At 58.1% G+C, this 17,939-nt stretch carries 18 protein-coding genes; 11 read left to right on the forward strand and 7 right to left on the reverse strand.

Going from position 1 to position 17,939, the window contains the following annotated elements:
- Positions 1-28 precede the first annotated feature (28 nt).
- Positions 29-943: a hypothetical protein gene (locus NGK62_RS18105; RefSeq protein ID WP_251879683.1), complete on the reverse strand. Its 915-nt coding sequence runs from the start codon at positions 941-943 to the stop codon at positions 29-31.
- Between the two features lie 153 nt (positions 944-1,096).
- Complete coding sequence (locus NGK62_RS18110; protein ID WP_251879684.1) at positions 1,097-3,364, reverse strand: PHP domain-containing protein; 2,268 nt, start codon at positions 3,362-3,364, stop codon at positions 1,097-1,099.
- 92 nt (positions 3,365-3,456) lie between these two features.
- Here NGK62_RS18110 and NGK62_RS18115 point away from each other — a divergent pair, with 92 nt between their 5' ends.
- The 3 genes from NGK62_RS18115 (at position 3,457) to NGK62_RS18125 (ending at position 6,375) form a co-directional block, all read left to right on the forward strand.
- Positions 3,457-4,383, forward strand: coding sequence for a LysR family transcriptional regulator (locus tag NGK62_RS18115; RefSeq protein ID WP_119451312.1), 927 nt, complete (start codon positions 3,457-3,459; stop codon positions 4,381-4,383).
- Between the two features lie 113 nt (positions 4,384-4,496).
- Entirely contained in the window at positions 4,497-5,477 is a 981-nt protein-coding gene (locus NGK62_RS18120) for a Bug family tripartite tricarboxylate transporter substrate binding protein (RefSeq protein WP_251879685.1), read from the forward strand.
- A 97-nt stretch (positions 5,478-5,574) separates the two neighbouring features.
- The gene (locus NGK62_RS18125) at positions 5,575-6,375 is read left to right on the forward strand and encodes a hypothetical protein (RefSeq protein ID WP_251879686.1); all 801 of its coding nucleotides are present in this window, start codon (positions 5,575-5,577) and stop codon (positions 6,373-6,375) included.
- 83 nt (positions 6,376-6,458) lie between these two features.
- Here the strand turns inward: NGK62_RS18125 and NGK62_RS18130 are convergent, their stop codons facing one another.
- Positions 6,459-6,788, reverse strand: a complete 330-nt coding sequence (locus tag NGK62_RS18130; protein WP_251879687.1) for a YciI family protein — start codon at positions 6,786-6,788, stop codon at positions 6,459-6,461.
- A gap of 312 nt (positions 6,789-7,100) precedes the next feature.
- On the opposite strand from NGK62_RS18130, the gene NGK62_RS18135 reads away from it, so the two are divergent.
- Positions 7,101-9,527: an AAA family ATPase gene (locus tag NGK62_RS18135; protein ID WP_251879688.1), complete on the forward strand. Its 2,427-nt coding sequence runs from the start codon at positions 7,101-7,103 to the stop codon at positions 9,525-9,527.
- Between the two features lie 394 nt (positions 9,528-9,921).
- On the opposite strand, the gene NGK62_RS18140 is transcribed toward NGK62_RS18135, so the two are convergent.
- Together NGK62_RS18140 and NGK62_RS18145 are read right to left on the reverse strand one after the other, a co-directional pair.
- The gene (locus NGK62_RS18140) at positions 9,922-10,839 is read right to left on the reverse strand and encodes an HNH endonuclease (protein ID WP_286012431.1); all 918 of its coding nucleotides are present in this window, start codon (positions 10,837-10,839) and stop codon (positions 9,922-9,924) included.
- Positions 10,840-11,034: 195 nt separating this feature from the next.
- Positions 11,035-11,700, reverse strand: coding sequence for a DUF4145 domain-containing protein (locus tag NGK62_RS18145; protein WP_251879690.1), 666 nt, complete (start codon positions 11,698-11,700; stop codon positions 11,035-11,037).
- A 102-nt stretch (positions 11,701-11,802) separates the two neighbouring features.
- Between NGK62_RS18145 and NGK62_RS18150 the strand changes: the two genes are divergently transcribed.
- The 4 genes from NGK62_RS18150 (at position 11,803) to NGK62_RS18165 (ending at position 14,704) form a co-directional block, all read left to right on the forward strand.
- A complete protein-coding gene (locus NGK62_RS18150; RefSeq protein ID WP_251879691.1) occupies positions 11,803-12,114 on the forward strand; it encodes a hypothetical protein in 312 nt (103 codons plus the stop codon).
- Positions 12,111-13,037 (forward strand): hypothetical protein, encoded by a 927-nt coding sequence (locus NGK62_RS18155; RefSeq protein ID WP_251879692.1) that lies wholly within the window; start codon positions 12,111-12,113, stop codon positions 13,035-13,037. The genes NGK62_RS18150 and NGK62_RS18155 overlap by 4 nt, the downstream gene beginning before the upstream one ends.
- The gene (locus NGK62_RS18160; protein ID WP_251879693.1) at positions 13,037-13,759 is read left to right on the forward strand and encodes a hypothetical protein; all 723 of its coding nucleotides are present in this window, start codon (positions 13,037-13,039) and stop codon (positions 13,757-13,759) included. Before NGK62_RS18155 ends, NGK62_RS18160 begins: the two co-directional genes overlap by 1 nt.
- Positions 13,760-13,888: 129 nt before the next feature.
- A complete protein-coding gene (locus NGK62_RS18165) occupies positions 13,889-14,704 on the forward strand; it encodes a restriction endonuclease (protein ID WP_251879694.1) in 816 nt (271 codons plus the stop codon).
- Positions 14,705-14,892: 188 nt separating this feature from the next.
- Here NGK62_RS18165 and NGK62_RS18170 read toward each other — a convergent pair whose 3' ends face one another.
- Positions 14,893-15,216 (reverse strand): hypothetical protein, encoded by a 324-nt coding sequence (locus NGK62_RS18170; RefSeq protein ID WP_251879695.1) that lies wholly within the window; start codon positions 15,214-15,216, stop codon positions 14,893-14,895.
- Between the two features lie 296 nt (positions 15,217-15,512).
- Here NGK62_RS18170 and NGK62_RS18175 point away from each other — a divergent pair, with 296 nt between their 5' ends.
- Entirely contained in the window at positions 15,513-15,725 is a 213-nt protein-coding gene (locus NGK62_RS18175) for a hypothetical protein (protein WP_251879696.1), read from the forward strand.
- 47 nt (positions 15,726-15,772) lie between these two features.
- On the opposite strand, the gene NGK62_RS18180 is transcribed toward NGK62_RS18175, so the two are convergent.
- Positions 15,773-16,630: a class I SAM-dependent methyltransferase gene (locus tag NGK62_RS18180; protein ID WP_251879697.1), complete on the reverse strand. Its 858-nt coding sequence runs from the start codon at positions 16,628-16,630 to the stop codon at positions 15,773-15,775.
- 230 nt (positions 16,631-16,860) lie between these two features.
- On the opposite strand from NGK62_RS18180, the gene NGK62_RS18185 reads away from it, so the two are divergent.
- Together NGK62_RS18185 and NGK62_RS18190 are read left to right on the forward strand one after the other, a co-directional pair.
- Positions 16,861-17,265 carry a VOC family protein gene (locus NGK62_RS18185; protein WP_251880901.1) on the forward strand — a complete coding sequence of 135 codons (405 nt, stop codon included), beginning with the start codon at positions 16,861-16,863 and terminating at the stop codon, positions 17,263-17,265.
- A 36-nt stretch (positions 17,266-17,301) separates the two neighbouring features.
- Positions 17,302-17,931, forward strand: a complete 630-nt coding sequence (locus tag NGK62_RS18190; RefSeq protein ID WP_251879698.1) for a LysE family translocator — start codon at positions 17,302-17,304, stop codon at positions 17,929-17,931.
- The last annotated feature ends 8 nt before the right edge of the window (positions 17,932-17,939 follow it).

Here is a 17,939-nt window from a genome sequence, read left to right on the forward strand (position 1 = left end):
TTCATCTCTGGTGTTCACGGTGCCTTGCTTACCGGCTGGGCTGGGAGCCCTCGCGTTTGGGGGGATTCAGCAGCGAATCGATGATCGGATCGGTTGGCGCCAGCGGCGCTGCGGTATCGGCGGTAGCCAGGGCGGCTGCCACTGAAGCAGGGACTACCGGAGACCCCGTCTTTACGCATGAGTCGATATCCAGGAGGGCCAGCTTTACCTCCTTGGCGAGCCGTTCAGCTGCTGCGTAATCTGGAATGGTTTTGCCCAGGACAGTCACGGCTGAACCTTTTAGCGGCGTACCCTGCATCTTGTAATAGCCGTTGTACGCAGCCAGTACGGCAGCGGCATCGATGGGAGCAGGTGTCAGCGCGTTGAGATTCTGGCGCAGCTGCGATTGAATCTCCATCGACGCGAAATTCATGGATCGCACCAGGATGGGTAGCTTGTTGAGCTCGTCGCTCAACTCCGATGGGGCGCCGTTCTGCAAGGCGTACGTCACCGTGACCACACAGCCCGCCTTCTTTGCCGCCGCATCGAAAAGGCCGCGCTGAGCCTCCAGGTGATACCGCGCACCCAATTGACTGGCACCTGCCGCAATGCCGGCGCCGGTAGCCGTGGTCGCCACGTTTCCAATCAAGCCGCCCGTGACGCCGACGACCACGCCTGCCAACGTCCAGTCGCTCTGTTCATACAAGGCGAGCTGCGCCCGGTCCGCGCGGTCTTGATACGCCGTCCGTTCGGCGACAAGGCGGTCATTGCCTTCGGGGACGGTGGCGAAAGGCTTGAGTGGCGCGGGCGTGTACATCGGATAGGCGCCAGGAGGACGGGCGGCACAGCCGGCCAATAGGACCGAGACCAAGAATAATGACAACCAATGGCGGCTCGCCGTCCCTTGCGCCGACAGCCGCAATAGCCGAACAAAAGGGGTATTACCCTTCAGGCGCTTGAGCATATTCTTGGGTGGAAATAATTGGACCGAGCGTTTCTGGCGAATGCTGGTAGCCAGCGTAGCAACGAGGATCCGATGCGGCTAGCCATCCAAAAGCACGATGCCAGCGGTCCGAGGAGCCCATCCAGGCACCCCGGCGCCTAGCGGCCGGCCACCTTATTTCGGCCCGGACCCGGTCCGCTCCACGTAGATCGGGCTGGAATAGATGAAGAAGCCGTCCTCGGTCGTGATGCGCAAGTACACCGCATTGTCGGAGTCTGTGTGCAGCGGCACGCGCACCCGCGCCTGCATCCGTTGCACCGGATTCTCGTCAGGCAGGCGATAGACTTGAAGCCGGCGCCGGATGCCGCCGTTTTCCACGACGACCGGCTCCAGTCCGATCTGGTCGACGGGGATCTCGGTACGCACCACCGGCGTGTCGATTTTCAGCACGCCGGCGCGCGGATTGCTCAGCCGCACATCGATGCCGCTGTAGCCGCCGGTGGTCAGCGAGCGCCAGCTCAGCATGTCGGGGCGAGGTTGCGCCAGGGTCTTGTCCAGGTTCCAGAAATTGATCGGTAGCGGATCGACGAAGGTGTTGCCTTCGAGGGTCGCGCTACCGTCCCAGACCGTCTGGCGGCCGCGGCCGCGGTACTCGGATCCTTCCCAGACGATGCGGATCCGGTTGCCCAGCGCGGCTTCGTCGTAGGGGTACAGCGTCTGCACCACGTCCATGCGGTTGCGGACTTCCACGCGCTCGATGGCGCCATGGGTCAGGACCTCGAAGGACAGTTCCAGCGAGTCGCCGTCGTACGACAGGATGGCGCCCATATCGGCCTGCGTGACGGGCTCGCGCGTGACCGGCGCGCCCAGCTTGGGATCATCGGAATAGCGCTGCGCCGGCCTGTCGAAATGCGCTTGCACGTCCAGGTAGGCGCGGCATCCGGTGGTGGCGTAGTGGCGGCGCTGGCGCAGGCATTCGGCGATCGACTGGCGCGTCAGTTGGTCGGCAATCAGACAGCTCAGGCCGCCATATGCGCCAAACAACGATGCGCCCGGATGGCTGGCGCCATGCCGGCCCTTGTGCCCGTCGCTATTGGCCAGGATGCCCACGCGGTAGCCCAGCCGGAAGGCATCCTCCAGCAGCCATTCGAAGGTGCCCCAGTCGGAGTGGATCTCGATGGAGCGCTCCAGCCGCGCGTCATGGGACCGCGTAATGTCGGCGTAGCGGCCGCCGATGTGCGCGAACACCACCACATCCTCGTCCTTCAGCGCGTCAAACAGCGCATCGGCATCGTTGGCGTCCAGCGCCAGGTCCGACAGGTCGTCGATCAGCGCGTGCGAGGAACGATGAATGGGGCGGTCTTCCTTCAGGTACAGCACGTTGCGGTCGCCGCCCAGGCCGGTGTTGCCCGACCATTCATAGCCGGGAAAGATGATGAACGATCCATCCTGGTTGTATTGCGCGGTCAGCTGGTTCAACTGTTCCCAGAACGGCGTGGTGATCTGGAAGTCATTGCCCTGATGGCTCATGACGTCCAGAAAGGCGCGGTCGCGCGCGAACAGGATCAGGTCCTCGGCGGAATTGGTGCCTATGGTTTCCTCGGACTGCCCGTGCAGGTCGGCCCAGTAGTGCCCGCGTGTGCCGCCGCCGGCCGCAACGATGCGGCAGGGCGTGCTTTGCGCCACGGGCAGGCCATCGCGCAGCACCTCGATGCGCAGCTCGCCGGGCGCCTCGGCCACCAATCCCTCAAGCCGCGCGGCAAACTCGCCCTCGCGCATCGAGAACGTGGCGGGCAGGCCGCGTAGCGGCAGGCTGCTGCGCAGGGTGAACTCGCCCGCGACCTGATCGCTGGGGTTGCCCCATTTGTCTTCACCCTTGAAACCCAGGCTGAAGGGCTCGCCCGCCACCGCCTGGCTGGGCAGGATGGCCTTGTAGGCGACCGGCGGCCCGGCCACCACGGCAATGGTGGGCGAGTGCTGGAGCTCGGTGTAGTTGTAGGTCGCGAAGGCGTCCACCAGCACCTTGAATTCGAACGTAGGCTCGCTGAACGTCTGCACCCGCATGCCGGGCGAGCCCTGCCGCGTATCGCCGAAGCGCACCACGATGCGATCGCCTTCCTCCAGGTAGCCGCGTACCACCCGGATGAATAGCGTCTTATCCCAAGGCCGGATGTTGCGCTTGCCGTCGTACTCCACCTGCAACACCGCGCCGTTGGAAGCCTCGACCGTGGTGTAGTTCCAGCCGTCCGGCTGATCGAACTGCGGCTTGCCCATGTCGCTGGCGAAGCGGTGCACGATCTTGATCGATCCGGTGTCGTCGATGCCGAAATAGCCCGCGCTGTACGTCAGCGTGAACGACGCGAAGCTGCCCGCTTCGAAGCGGCCGGTAGGTTCGACGATGGCCGATCCCATGCGGTCGGCGGCGTAGGAAGAGTGGGGCATTGCGGTTCCTGGCGGGTTAGGGAAATCCCATCTTAGGGACCGCACATCCATATAGCTATAGTATGCAAACTATTCCATCATGACGTCGCTACATGACCGAGCCGATCGAATCCGTCTCCCTGCGCCAGCTGCGCGCGCTGGTCGCTATCGGTGAAACGGCCAGCTTCACGGCCGCCGGCGAACGCCTGGGCCTGTCGCAACCCTCGGTCAGCCACTTGATCCGCCGATTGGAGGCCGAAGTCGGCCAGCCGCTGGTGGTGCGCGGCCGCGAGGTCTCCTTGACGCGGGACGGCCAGGCCATGGTCGACGCGGCGCGGCGCGCTATCCTGGCCATCGACAGTTCCATCCAGGAATGCCGCGAACACTCCGACCTGAAGCGCGGCAAAGTCATGGTCGCCGTGGGCCACGTCAGCGCGGCCACCTTGTTGCCGCACATCCTGATGGAGTTCCGCCAGCGCCACCCCCAACTGGACCTGATCGTGGTCGATTGCATGGTGCAGCAGATCCGCACGCGCCTGCTCTCGCACGAGGCCGATGTCGGCCTGGGTGCGGTCATGCAGGACGACGACTCCCGCATCATGGTGGAACAGCTTTCCGACAGCGGCGTCGCGCTCTTCGCGCGCATGGATCATCCCCTGGCCAGGCTGGACGAGGTCGACGCCAAGGTGCTGGCCGAATTGCCCTGCATCCAGCTGAACCCCGAAGCGCCCGCCTGGCTCAACATCAGCCGCCGCTTGATCGCCGCGAATATCTATCCGCGCGTCGAACAGCGCGTCGTCCTGCTGTCCACGGCCATCGGCCTGATACAGGCCGGCATGGGCGTGGCCATGCTGCCGCAGATCGCGCGCGGGCAGATGCCCGCCGGCATCAAGGGCATCGCCTTGCGCAACCCGGCGCTGGAATGGCCGATCTCCATCGCGCGCCTGGCCAACTACCCATTGTCTCCCGCAGCCCAGGCCTTTGTCGCCGTGGTCCGCTCGGTCTCCCAACGCCTGCGCCGCGACGCCGCCATGCCGTGATGGCATGACGCTATAGCACCTCGCCTATTTTTCGGGGTTGGCTCCTCCGATACGCTGCTTGGCATCATGCAAGCCCGCATGGTTTCCATAGCTCGCGCCAGCGCGGAGGCATCATGAAAACACTATTGGGAGTTCTACTGGGGGCCGTACTGGCCTGTGCGCCGCTTGTCCCGACGCCAGCCGAGGCGGCGCCGTTTCCGGATCGTCCCATCACGCTGGTCGTGCCGCTGGCGGCGGGCAGCACGGCCGATATCCTGGCGCGGTCCATCCAGCCCGGCCTGAGCCAGCAACTGGGGCAAACGGTCGTCGTCGAGAACAAACCCGGCGGCGGCGGCCAGATCGCCATGAGCTACGTCGCCAAGGCCTCGCCCGACGGCTATACGCTGGTGCTGGGCTCCAACAATACCTGGGCCATCAACCTGGGACTGTTCTCGAAGCTGTCCTACGACCCGACCAAGGACTTCGTGCCGGTCGCCTATCTGGCCGGCGGCTCCAATGTGCTGGTCGTGCCGTCCGACAGCCCGTACCGCTCCGTGCGCGAACTGGTCTCGGCCTTGAAAGCCCAACCCGGCAAACTGATGTACTCGTCCGGCGGCAACGGCACCACGCACCACCTCTCGGCCGAACTGCTGCTGTCGATCACCGGCACCCAGGCCGCGCACATCCCCTACCGTGGCGCCCCGCAAGGCGTGGCCGCCGTCATGGCGCATGAGGTCGCCTTCGCGTTCTACAACACGCCCAGCGTGTCCGGCTTGGTGAAGGAAGGCAAGCTGCGCGCCCTCGCGGTCACCGGCGAGGCCCGATCCCCCTTGCTGCCAGACGTACCGACCATGATGGAAGAGGGCGTGCAGGGCTACGTGATCACCGTCGACCTCGGCCTGATGGCCCCCGCCGGCACGCCGCCGGACGTCGTGGCGAAACTCAACGCCGCAGCGCGCAAGGTCATGGATAGCGCCGAACAGCGCCAGCGGCTGCAGGGCTTGGGGTATGAGATCTTCCACGACGGACCGCCCAGCGGCTTGGCGGCATTTATTCAGGCGGATATCGCCAAATGGGTGCCGCTGGTGCAACGGTCGGGGGCGAAAGTGGATTAAGTGTTCGCGTTGCCTGATTCCTCTGCCTGGGGAAATGCGCGGGGCGCCAGCTTACAATTCGCCGGCCCCAGCCACCTCAGCAGAGTGAGTCCCGCCCATGTCTGAACACCACCAGTTTCTGTGCCCCCGCGACATGCATTTGCCGCCGCCTGATTGGCGGGCGCTGGAAATCAAACTGCTGGAAGGCGGATATGTGATGGAACCGCGCGGAGACGGTGTTCCGTATCGCGCCCTGTTGAATCTGAGCTTCGATCTGGCGAGCCTGAACGAAGGTTCGTACCAGTATCAAGAAGGCCTGCGCACCACGGGTGATGTGATCGCCATGTACGTGGGGGCGGGGTATCTGCCGGCGGAGATACCGATACGCCATAACGACACGATGGAAGAGGCCAGGGCGTTGCTGGCTGAGCACGGTATTACGCCGGGCGATCGGTATGCGGATAACGAGAGCAGCGACTGGAACAGCCCGCAGTACTGCCTGGGGCCGGCGGCTCGTGCGTATCTGACTGACGACACGCGGGCTTCTTATGATGCAGATCCCAAGAATTTTCCGTTGATGCTGCTGGCTTATGACGGTCCTGAGCCGCATGTGGCGGTGGGGGAGAATCTGTCCGAGCCTAGCTTGCCGGGGTCAGATGAACTGCTGGAATCTTTGCCGCCGTTTGACACGCATGTCGATTTTATTGGGGCGGCTTACGAGGATCCGGCGGCGCAGTGGCATTGCGCGGAGAATGGGCGCGATTACCGGATATTGGAGCTGGATTGGCAGTACAGCTTGGCGATGGGGTTTCGGCTGGTTCGGACGGAATGGCTGGATGACGGCAGCGCGAGGGGGCTGGCCGGGCTGATCGAGGGGCTGACAGGGGTGGTTATGGTTTGCAGCCATCGGCATTTGTGAATGCAGGGTAGGGGATAGGCAGCCGGGCTGTCATTCTCTTGTTCTTGCAAGACATAAACCTACGGTGCAAATGAGAGGTGCCGTTACGGCTGTTCCAGAGGCCACACCTCAACGACCCCGTGCGCGACGGCGCAGGGCGTTTGCGACACCATCGCTATAGCTTCGGCCATGTCGGCGGCTTCGATGATGGCGAAGCCGGCTACGGGCAAGGGGGATCTCATGAGTGGGCCGGGCGTTGTTTCGATCCCGGTGGCTTCAGGGTTACGCACTTGCACTGGCTTGCCTGCAATGCCCATCAACACGCCGTCTTTTTGCAGTTCTGCGTCGTGCGCATGCGCTGCATTTCGGATGGCTGCGGGCGTACGATCGTAGCCCTCTTGATCGCCATATCCGATGGTTATGAACTTTGGCATGGTTACCGCCTTTTGCGCGTGGGAGAAATGGTGTTTGGCTGTCATCTGGCGAGAGAATTGTAGTCTGACACCATTTTTCGCAGGGTCGCTAGCGGCCCATCACTAACGGCGGCTCGTGGCCACAACCCGCCGTTCAGGTGTGTCGTCGGTGAAACGTCCAGGCGTCGGCTCCAATCTGTAGCCGGCCACTCGATTATCGAAGGAAAACCCTCTTTGGTCGGAAAGGAATTGTCTTGGACAAAGGGAGCCTTGTAGACTGAAGCAACATTCTGTTTCGAACAGCCTGAGGGCCGCTATAGGAGGACTGAGTCGGTGATTAATCAGATAGACATAGCAAGCTTTGGTAGCTTCCAAGGTCTGGAGTGGAAAAAGACCGTTCGGGACAGCGGCAAAAACGTCAAGCTCTTCCAGCGTCTGAACATCCTCTATGGACGCAACTACTCTGGCAAGACGACTCTCTCTCGTGTTTTTCGTGCGCTGGAAACGCGCAAGCTCCCCCTGAACTATATTGGCTCGTCCTTCACCGCGACTGGTGAGAAAGGTGCGGTCACCGATGCTGACCTGCTGACGCACAACTATGACGTGCGGGTCTACAACCGCGACTTCGTGACCGACAACTTGAGCTTCCTGGTCAATCAGGAGATCGGAGGTGTTATCAAGACCTTCGCCATCGTCGGTGAGCAGAACAAGGAGATTGACGACGCCATTGCTGCCATCGAGGCCAAGCTTGGTAGTGTGGAGGGCAAGGCTGGACTGCGCTTTGACCTGGAGGCCAAGAAGAGAGAGCGCGATCGCACCAAGACAGCCCACAGCACGGCTTTGAACGGCTTGGAACAGAAGCTGCGCTCACATGCCGCTGAGAAGATCAAGAAGAATCCCCTGTACCGCGTGCCCGTCTACACCATCGACCACATCAAACGCGACATTGCTTCCACCAGTAAGCCCGGCTTCATCGCCCTGACTCCTGAGGAACAAGCAAGCAAACTCACCTTGCTCAAGCAGGAAGCCCTACCTGACATCGAAGGCACTCTGGCCATCACCCTCAAGCTGGAGTCGCTGAAGGCCACTGCTGAACCTCTTCTATCCAAGGAGATAACGCCTACCAAAGCGATTGAAGAGTTGCTCAAGGACAGCGCTTTGCAGCTTTGGGTCAAGCAAGGTATCGGACACCACCGGGACAAACGAGACACCTGTGCTTTCTGCCGACAGGACTTGCCGCACGACATTTGGCAGGTGCTGGACCAGCACTTCAGCAAAGAGTCGGGCGACCTGGAAACCGCCTTGGATGCTGCCATAGCGTCAGTCACGGACGAGATCAAGTCCATTGCTGGACTCAATACCTTTACAGGTGCTCAGTTTTATGCGGATGAGCGTACCGCGTTTGAAGCGAGCAGCAAGGCACTGTCGGAAGCACTTGGTGTCTACAAAAAGGACTTGGAATTCCTGAAGAAGTCGCTTGAGACTCGCAAGAACAACCTGTTCCAGCTCGTGCTTCTGAAGCCCCCTTCCCATGACGCCAAGGAGATCGAGAAGCATGTTCAGGACATCAATGCGCTGATCGTCACGAGCAACGGCAAGACGAGGACCCTGGAAAAAGACAAGACTGCTGCCATAGATGCACTTCGCCTGGCTGACGTGCTCGCGTTTGCTGATGCTGTCACCTATGACAAGGAGGTTGCCCGCATAGCTACCCTCAAGACCGGCGCCGACACGGCAGGCACGGCTCATACGGACGCGGAAAAAGAAATCCGTGACGCGGAAGCAGAAGTTCAAAATTTGAGAGCCAAGCAAAAGGATGAACGGAAGGGGGCCGAGCGCGTCAACTCTCTGCTCAACAACTTCTTCGGCCATGACGGTATCAAGCTTGAAGCCCGCGACGGCGCAGACAAAGCCACGGTCAAGTTTGAAATCACGCGAAACGGCAAGGCCGCGTACAACCTCAGCGAAGGCGAGTGCAGCCTGATTGCCTTCTGCTATTTCATTGCCAAGCTAGAAGACCCTGAGAGCAAAGGCAAAGAACTGATTATCTACATTGATGATCCAATTTCTAGCCTAGACGGAAACCATATCTTCTTCATGTTCAGCCTGATTGAGAGCTTGATTGCCAAGCCGATCAAGAATGCTGACGGTTCAAACGCCTACCGCTACAAGCAGCTTTTTATCTCCACCCATAATCTGGACTTCCTGAAGTACCTCAAGCGCCTGTCCATTCCGAAGAAGAAAATCCCTGCTGGTGAAGGCAAGACGAAAAGTGCCGATGACCACGAGCATTTCATGATCGAGCGCAACGGCGCTTCAAGCAACATCTTGCTCATGCCGTCTTATCTCAAAGATTACATAACTGAGTTTCACTACCTCTTCCATCAAATCTACAAGTGTAAAGATCAAGCTGCCGCCGCAGATAGCCATGAACCATTTTTCGGCTTTGGCAACAACCTGCGAAAATTTCTAGAAGCCTTTTTGTTCTTCAAGTATCCCTATCATGATGATAGAAACGACGCCTTTGAACGGATCAAGAAATTTTTTGGGGAAGAGGAAGATACTGCAGTTGCACTGGTCAATCGGCTTAACAACGAGTTTTCGCACCTGGAGGCCGTCCCAGATCGAGGCTTTAAGCCCGTGGAAATTCCTGAGATCGCCAAGGTAGCTAACTATGTCTTGGACAAGATTTATGCTGCAGACAAGGTGCAATATAACGCTCTGTTGAAGAGCATTGGAGAGCCTGAGCGAGTAGGCTAAAGGATCGCTCCCAATATCCGATTGTTGGAGGGAAGCCGCCACATAAATGAATCCATGCCGAATGGCCGTGACGGGTCGATAACTGCCAGTCAGCGTGGTCTCTCAGCAGGCGGTCAGTCTCACGTTATTTCACGATGTCCACTTATGTTCAACCTAGACTCTGATCGCACGGAATTGCTGTTCAATGCGTACATTGATGAATTCCACGTTGTTGACAAGGACACGATGTTCAACGAATTATCAAGAGGCACATTCACGGAATTTAAACAAATGGTGTCAGACTACAATTTGGCTAGTCAAATTGTAGTCTGACACCATTTGATTCATGACACCATTTGATTCAGAAAGAATGTCGTCTGGTACCTTTTGCGGGCCCTCCGCGTCGAACTGACAATTAAATATCAGTGCTTGACGCTTCGCAAGGAAAATTCCTGTGTCTTTTATCGAACTCGATCCCGTTTGCTACTTTAAAACTCCCATGAAGATAGTGCTTACCATTAGCCCCAACCTCTAGGTGGCATCCAAGGCGCTCGACCATCGGGCTAATACCGCCATGATCATTGAGCCACTCGTTGTAGCCAACGATAGAAGGGCCTCCCACGTTAATAACGAACTCGATGCCATAAAAGAGGAAGCCGAATAGGGTTTCCAATCGCTTGGTCGAGAAGAGTCCACAGCCAAAACCAGCGTGAACCCACTCGTTCGTCACCGGATGCCGCATCAGAGTGTCGTGTGGAAAAACACGACGCTGTGAGTAAGGCCATTTTTGAAAATTATTGCCATATCTAGCGTACTTCCGGACGTTATCGAAGAATGGCTCATTACACAGATGTGATGCACCCTGTGGGTCTTTACAGAAGATCTCTGCAACTGATTCGTAGGCCATCTTGCAGAGGAACCTTGACATCTCCCTTTCGGGAGGATTGTCTTCTATTGCAAAAATAAGTGGCTTCTCAAACCCATCGGCTATGACTTCGGAAAGCGCCAATTCGTCACTTTTTTTCTCAGGATTAAGTTGAAACTGCCCGGTTGGGCCGCGACGAAAATTCACGGCGATGTCTGTGCCAGCGATATGCCCGACCATAGACGGATACGTTCTTTTTTTGTTGGGAACCTGTTGCCAAGCGCGCACATTTCTCATCCATGAATGGCTCAGGATTGGTTGTTCGACCTTTCGCGCAAAATAGTTATTGCATTTGTCACAGACAACGCCAGGAGGCAAGATTCGCTTCTTGCTTCCGATAGATTCCGGCATGATGTGCTCGACACTACGAGATTTTGTCGAGTCGCAGGCGCAGAAAATGCACTGCATAGACCGTCTCCGTTGATGCTCAAAACTCTACGTATGAAAAGGGTTGTAAGTCTGCATTTTTTCACTAACGCCCGCCTTAGGATGGCCGACACGGTTGCGCGACCGACTGGTTCGTGCACAGCGAGAAGAAAGCTAAGACCTGAACGAAATAGCTCTCAAGAGGCCCCCGTCACTGGATGCTAAGGCTCAGCACGTTCAAGCGTACGAAAGCGCACCTGCGATGAATCGCTCAACCTCCATGATCATTGAATGAACATCTTCTTTAGTGAACTCATCAGCGTTACCGTGTGCAGCGCTGTTTCGCACGCCTGCTAATGCCGTAATTCGCTTCTGAACGAGCAAGTTGTACTTTCCTGCCTTTGCAAGATCAGCGTTCATCTTGTCCATTTTTCCAACGGGAAGCCCCAGTTGGGTGCACAGATCTCTGAGCGTAGTCTCAAGAACCACACCGGCCACAACCGCAGCAGCCGTGTGATAGCCTGAAGACAAGAGCTCATTTGCTTGCTCTAATTCACTATCAAAAAGTTCCGCTTGTACGAGGTGGCGAATTGATGCTAGGTAGCCACCTTCAAAATCCTCTTTGGCCGCCAGAAATACCGCCTTTACTCGTTTTATTGTGTAATCGTTGTGAAGGTATGCCTGTGGCTTCTCCGCCTCGACAAAGGAAAGAAAGTGTTCTGACTCCCTGCCGCAGGTATTGGACAGAAGATTACGCGTTTTGACGCACCAATTGAGCAGCAGCTCATCGTCTACGGCTTCGTAGTATCCTGAGTATTCGCTGTGCTGCGTTCTCTTTGTCGCTTCTATCTGTGTGAGTTGCTGCTCAAGTTCAGCAAAGCGCTTCCGAAAAATCTGGGCCAAAGTTCTCTTCCTCCACGAAAATAGAAGTGTCAGACTACAATTTCGCTTCTGAAATTGTAGTCTGACACTGAGGTCTCCTACGAAATGATTTGCCAGAGGCGCATGGAGCCCGTGACCCTTTCTCGTCCGAAGTTCGGCGAGCGGCTGCGTCAGCTCAAGCAGCCCAGCTTTGGCTCCATTTTGAAGTCAATGGATGGTCGCGCCGGCTGGTACACGTTCAACGAGAAGATGCTGCGCGGCTATGTCCGGATGCAGGCCGAAGGGAGTGGCGTTGAGTTGAACGGCGAGCGTGCCGCGCCCAAACAACAGATTCACGTGCCGATGAATGCACGCAACGGATACAAGGGGCGGCCCACTATTCCTGCAGGAGTGAAGCCCAAGGGCGAGGGGAGCGACGAGGAGCCCCGACGGTGAACCGCCTTCTGCCAGGCAATCAGCTCTGGTGCCCGTACACCGGCTCCGTTCTTCCAATTGGAAATTGCAGCCCAGAACACATTATTCCACTTGCGCTGGGCGGATGCGATGAGCTAACGATACCGGTAGATCGCAGTATGAATACCTTACTTGGCCGAAAGGTTGACGGCGTATTAGCCAATGAACTAGGTATCCAGATTCGTCGGCGTGAGTTTGCAGTCAAGGGCCACAGCGGGAAGATTCCTCAGCCTACGGCACGCGTGGCCAGCTATGGTGTTGATGGACGGCCTGCGCAGATCCAGTTCAACGGGAAGAACCCGCTGAAGGTTTGGGACGCCAGAGAGAGACGTGTGCTGGGCGAGCAAGAAGCGGTGGGTCAAAGTTTGAGATTCCAGTTGCACCTGAATATGATCGTGCGTGTTCGATTTGTGGCGAAGGTTCTACTGTCCGCCGGCTACTCTGTTTATGGAGAGTGTTTTCGCCACCATGCTGACCATGACGCGGCGCGCCGGTTCATGAACGTGAGCTCGTTTTCGGACCTGGAGTTGGCGCTCGACCAGTGCATGGCGCGTGGCAACTGGGAGTTGATTCCGAAGCAGGCGTGGTGGGACATTGATGATTCGGTGAACCAGGAGCTTTGCAAACGCACGGAGGGAGCCACCATCATCATGGTCCCAGGTGACGACGGCATGCTGCTGGTGACGGTCGGCATTCTTGGTACGTGGATTGGGTCGATGACGATACCGGTAGACGTTGATGAGCTTCCACTCGATGGAGAGCATGATCTTGGCCACGTCACAACGGTGATCCGTGGCCGAGTGCAACGCTATCCCTACCGACAATACGTGGCCTTAAGCTTCCCCGAAGAAGTAGACCGGCTAGCGCTCCCCGCGTCGATTGACATTGAGCCAAAAGGACAGTGATGCAAGCCGAGTTCAAGATTATGCGTCTACGCGACGCGCTAAAAATGCTTCCGGGCGTCAAGCCGGTCTCAGCGATGAAGCTGATTGGGGAGTGGATTGAAGATGGGCTGAGTCCTTGTTGTGAGCCCGGCTACGATCCAGACGGCGAGCCGCTTGCAGTGGACGTCGGCGGCAAACAGATTCTCCTTACGGCGCTGGAGGAAGTAAAGCAAGAGGAGTATTTCTCCGCTTACAAGACGAGTCCTCAGGGCGCCCAGCTTCTCTTGAGCCTGTATGCGGATAGAGTGTTGCCGATGAGCGGCCCGCCGGGCGAGCCAGCTGAAGCGCTCGTTGGCTATGCCGCGGACGGTCGGGGGTTCCGTGAGTTGCATGAGGCCGAGCGCACCCGCGCGCGGATAAAGCGAGAGGCGAAACAGGCGCTGCTGTCGGATCCGGCCGCCGTATCCCCCGATGCTTTGACGCCTGAGCTCGTGAACGACTTCTTCTTCTTCTTCTTCTTTCACGGGAAAAACAAGATGGGGCATGAGACGATGGAGATCGGCGGTCTCGAGGTGTCGCGCACGGTGCAGCTGTACAAGAGCAACTCCGGTTCCAAACGTGGGTATTCAGTCGAGTTGCGGTGGAAAAGCCCCGATGGCGGCGAAGTTGTCCATAAACAGCGCACGCCGTTTGCTGATAACCGACGGAACGACGCAGATAGGAATTGGGGCCTACCGGAATAGCTGCACAAGAATGGTGTCAGACTACACTTTCAGAAGTGGAATTGTAGTCTGACACCTTTTTTCTTTTTTTGCAAAGCCGCCGTTCAGGATCTCCGGGAAAATGTGCACATTCCAATACGGGATATTCAGATGCTCGACGTACAGAACAGTACCGAATACGAGAAGGTTGCTCAGAAGGTCTACCAAGCAATCCTGGCTACAAATGACGTTCAGACGATTGAAGTGCTGCACAACGTCCAGATCACCGGGCGTTCAGGCGTAGCGCACCAGATCGACGTTTATTGGCGTTACCTCAAAGACGGCACAGAGCATCAGGTTCTGGTGGAGTGCAAATACTATGGTTTGAGAATCGACCTCATCCACGCTCGCAACCTCCTGGGGTTACTTACTGACATTCCCAACAGCCAGGGCGTACTGCTCACCACAGTGGGCTTTCAAAAAGGCGTAGTGAAGCTGTGCAATTTCTACGGGATAAGCCTGAAGCGACTGCGCAATCCACAAGGCTCGGACTGGGATGGATTCATTCAGAAGGCCGAAATCGAAGGTAGGTTCCACAAGACTGACTATCTTGATTTCTCACTCAAGATTGATGGGAAGGACGCTGAAACTATCCGCAGCTTGGACGGTGATAGTCAAGTATCTGTGAACCTTCGAGAAGCCCAGATTCAGGATGGAACGCATTTTCCGGTAGATATGGTCACATGGCTGGATCGAAACGTACCTTTTGATGAATCGCAAATTGACACGCTCTTGATCGTCACTTTGACCCCTCCAACCACCTACATCGTTCTGCCATCAGGGGAACGAGTCAAAATCCTTCACCTGAATGTTCAATATATGCATTCGAGAAGAATCATCAATTTTGGCTTTGATGCTATGGATTTGGTCAGAGGTGTGTTGGAAGATTTCAACACCAAGGAAATTGACTATACCCTTCACCACTGACTGAACGCAGATAGCTGCCCGCGTATGTCGACATGTAGGGACTTCCGTGGATGTTCTCGTATCGAAAGCTGAGTCCGCCCTCAGTCTGTAGTTAACGCAAGACCGTTCCGGGCCGAATGCCGACCTTCGCATTTCTAGTACTTCGGCAGCACTACGACGAATTGGCATCCGAGCAATGCCAATTCGAGTCAACGGTTCAGATTAATGAACGGGATTTTCCTCAGCTGCGAGCCCAAGCCCAACGGTGCGTCATCAAGTGCCATTTCTACAAGATCCACCACGTGATCGCAGAGGCTCTCAATCCCGCCTAGCAAATTGGAAACCACCCAGGGATCTAGCGGTTGCGCGCCTGTACTCTCCGGTTCATTCGCACTATTGCCCACGATCCGGGCAATGGCCCAGATTCCTAGGCAAGCCCGCTCCATCTTCCGAAGATCAGCAAACCGTACCGAGCCAAACTCCGGATTATCCGGCGTGGCCCAGCGGTCGTGTGTGAGGGGATGGTTGTCCATCAGGCGCTCCAGTGTTGACGATATGAAAAGAGACACGGCAGCCATTGCAGCGGCCACGGTTCCTGTCTTTTCCGGCTGTCAACCCGGGCGATCTTGGTGGGATTGCGGGGCCAGTATCGGCCGCCTTGGGCATCGGGATCAAGGCCGCCCCGTGCCAAATTGAGCACGCTTTCGTGAGGAAAGCGTGATTCCCGCCCAATGATCAATTCATTCGTGATCAAACGTATCGGTTTCCGACTCCACCCGAATTCGCCATCTCCATCTCCTACACTAGCTATCAATCACCAGGGAGAGATATGTCGATTCAAACCTTAAGCCGCTGCAGCATCATCCTGTTTCTCACCGCGCTGACGTCGGGTTGTTCAATAGGCAGCGAGTGCGCGTGGTACCGCAGCAGCTGCATGTATGAAGGGCAGTACGAACAGGGCGAGGAAGACTACGCGGAATCCGAAGCGCAGCGCTTGAACAAGAATTCAACCGATCGCTTGCGCCGTAGCTCTGGCCATTGATCCAGCGGATCGAGCTTTTCCCGCTAGCAGGACATGGCGGCCGATTTTCAGGCCGCCGTCGTCGGCTCCCGCAGGAAAAACCGATCCTTCAATTCCTGCAACCCGATCCTATCCAGCATCTCCGTCAGCCTCTCAGCCGCCTTCCTGCGCGGCAAATCTTTGTACTGCGCAATGATGAGTTCATTCTTCATCGAATGCTCCCATCCCACCAGCTCAGTCACGCTGACTTGATACCCATGCGCTTCCAGCTGCAAGCACCGCAGCACATTGGTGATCTGGCTACCAAACTCCCGCGTATGCAGCGGATGCCGCCAGATCTCAGCCAGCGGATCGGCCAGCGCCTTTGCCTTGTTCTTGCGCAGCACCGAAGCCACTTCCGCCTGGCAGCAGGGGACGACGACGATGTACTTGGCCTTCTTCTCCAAGGCGAAGTGGATCGCGTCGTCGGTGGCGGTGTTGCAGGCGTGCAGGGCGGTGACGACGTCGATTGTGGCGGGCAGTTTGTCCGACGTGATGGAATCGGCCACCGACAGGTTCAGGAACGACATGCCGCCAAAACCCAGCCGCTTGGCCAGTTCTTCCGACGACTTCACCAGTTCTTCGCGGGTTTCGATGCCGTAGATGTGGGAGCCGTTCCTCAGCGCCTCGGGCTGTTCCTTGAAGAACAGGTCGTAGAGGATGAAGCCCAGGTACGACTTGCCCGCGCCGTGGTCGGCGAGGGTGACGGCGCCGCGTTGTTGTTGGACGTCTTTGAGCAGCGGTTCGATGAACTGGAACAGGTGGTAGACCTGTTTGAGTTTGCGGCGGCTGTCCTGGTTCATCTTGCCGTCGCGGGTCAGGATGTGCAGGGCCTTGAGCAGTTCGATCGACTGGCCGGGGCGGATGTCGTGGGTTTTGTCGGACATGGGGTAAGGCAATGCGCCCCGCGATGGGCGGGGCGCACGAGTAGGCGGAAAGCGTCAGTTTAACGAAAACGCCGCCGACGCTGGCGAACCGGGAAAACCGGCCGCGGACTGTGCGGTATCTGGCGATCCAGATTATCTGGCAGGCGAGTAACATGCCCGATGCGATTGAGGCATGTCATGCATTTCTGAAAGCGCCTGACCATCAGGGCGGGCGCGTGGAGAGTCATCAAATGTTCAGCCACATCACTGTCGGGACGCGTGATCTTGAACGCGCGGGCCGTTTTTATGACGCGGTGCTGCTTCCGCTCGGACTGAAGCGCCGCGTTGTCACGCCGGATGGCGGGCCCTTGGCGCTTTGCTGGGTGACCGGCCAGGCGCTGCTGCCGCGCTTCTACGTCTACAAGCCCTACGACGGCGAGCCGGCGACGGTGGGTAATGGCAGTATGGTCGCTTTTCTGGCTCCTACGCAGGAAGCCGTGAGCATGGCCCATGCGGGCGGTCTGGCGCAGGGCGGGACGGACGAAGGTGCGCCGGGCGCGCGTCCTCATTACGGTGACGGCTACTTCGGCGCGTATCTGCGCGATCCCGACGGCAACAAGGTCCATATCGTCCATCGCGGGGACCTCCCGCTGTAACGCTGGACATGTCCTGGCATCCCTGGAGAAACGCAAATGCTCGTGAGTCAGCTCGCTCTTGTGTACGGCACTTATCTGATTGCCACCGCCAGTCCCGGACCCAGCAATATGGCGATCATGGCCACGGCGATGCGTGACGGCCGTGTGCCGGCGCTTGCGCTGGCGGCGGGCGTGATTACCGGCTCGCTATTCTGGGCGACGCTGGCGGCGACGGGCATTTCCGCCGTGCTGGCGGCTTCCGCGCAGGCGCTTTACATCATGAAGATGGTGGGCGGCGTCTACCTGCTCTATCTGGCGTTCCGCACCGGCAGGTCGGCGCTGAGGCCGGGCGCGGCCTTTGTGAATGTGAAAACGGGCCGTGCGACGCCGCGCTATCGGGTGCTCTACCGCCAGGGCGTGCTCATGCACATCGGCAATCCGAAGGCGGTGCTGGCCTGGATGGCGATCATGTCCTTGGGGCTGGGGGAGAGTGCGTCTGACGGCACCTTGCCGGCGATCATCGGCGGTTGCGCGTTGCTGGGCGTCATGGTGTTTGGCGGCTATGCCATCGCGTTTTCGACCGCGCCGATGATTGCGCTGTACGCCAGGCTGCGGCGCTGGATCGAAGGGACGGTGGCCGTGGTGTTTGGCGTTGCGGGCGTCAAGCTGCTGACCTGGCAGCGTTGATATCGCGG

Source organism: Achromobacter sp. Marseille-Q4954, assembly GCF_943737025.1.
Taxonomy (GTDB): Bacteria; Pseudomonadota; Gammaproteobacteria; order Burkholderiales; family Burkholderiaceae_B; genus Achromobacter; species Achromobacter bronchisepticus_A.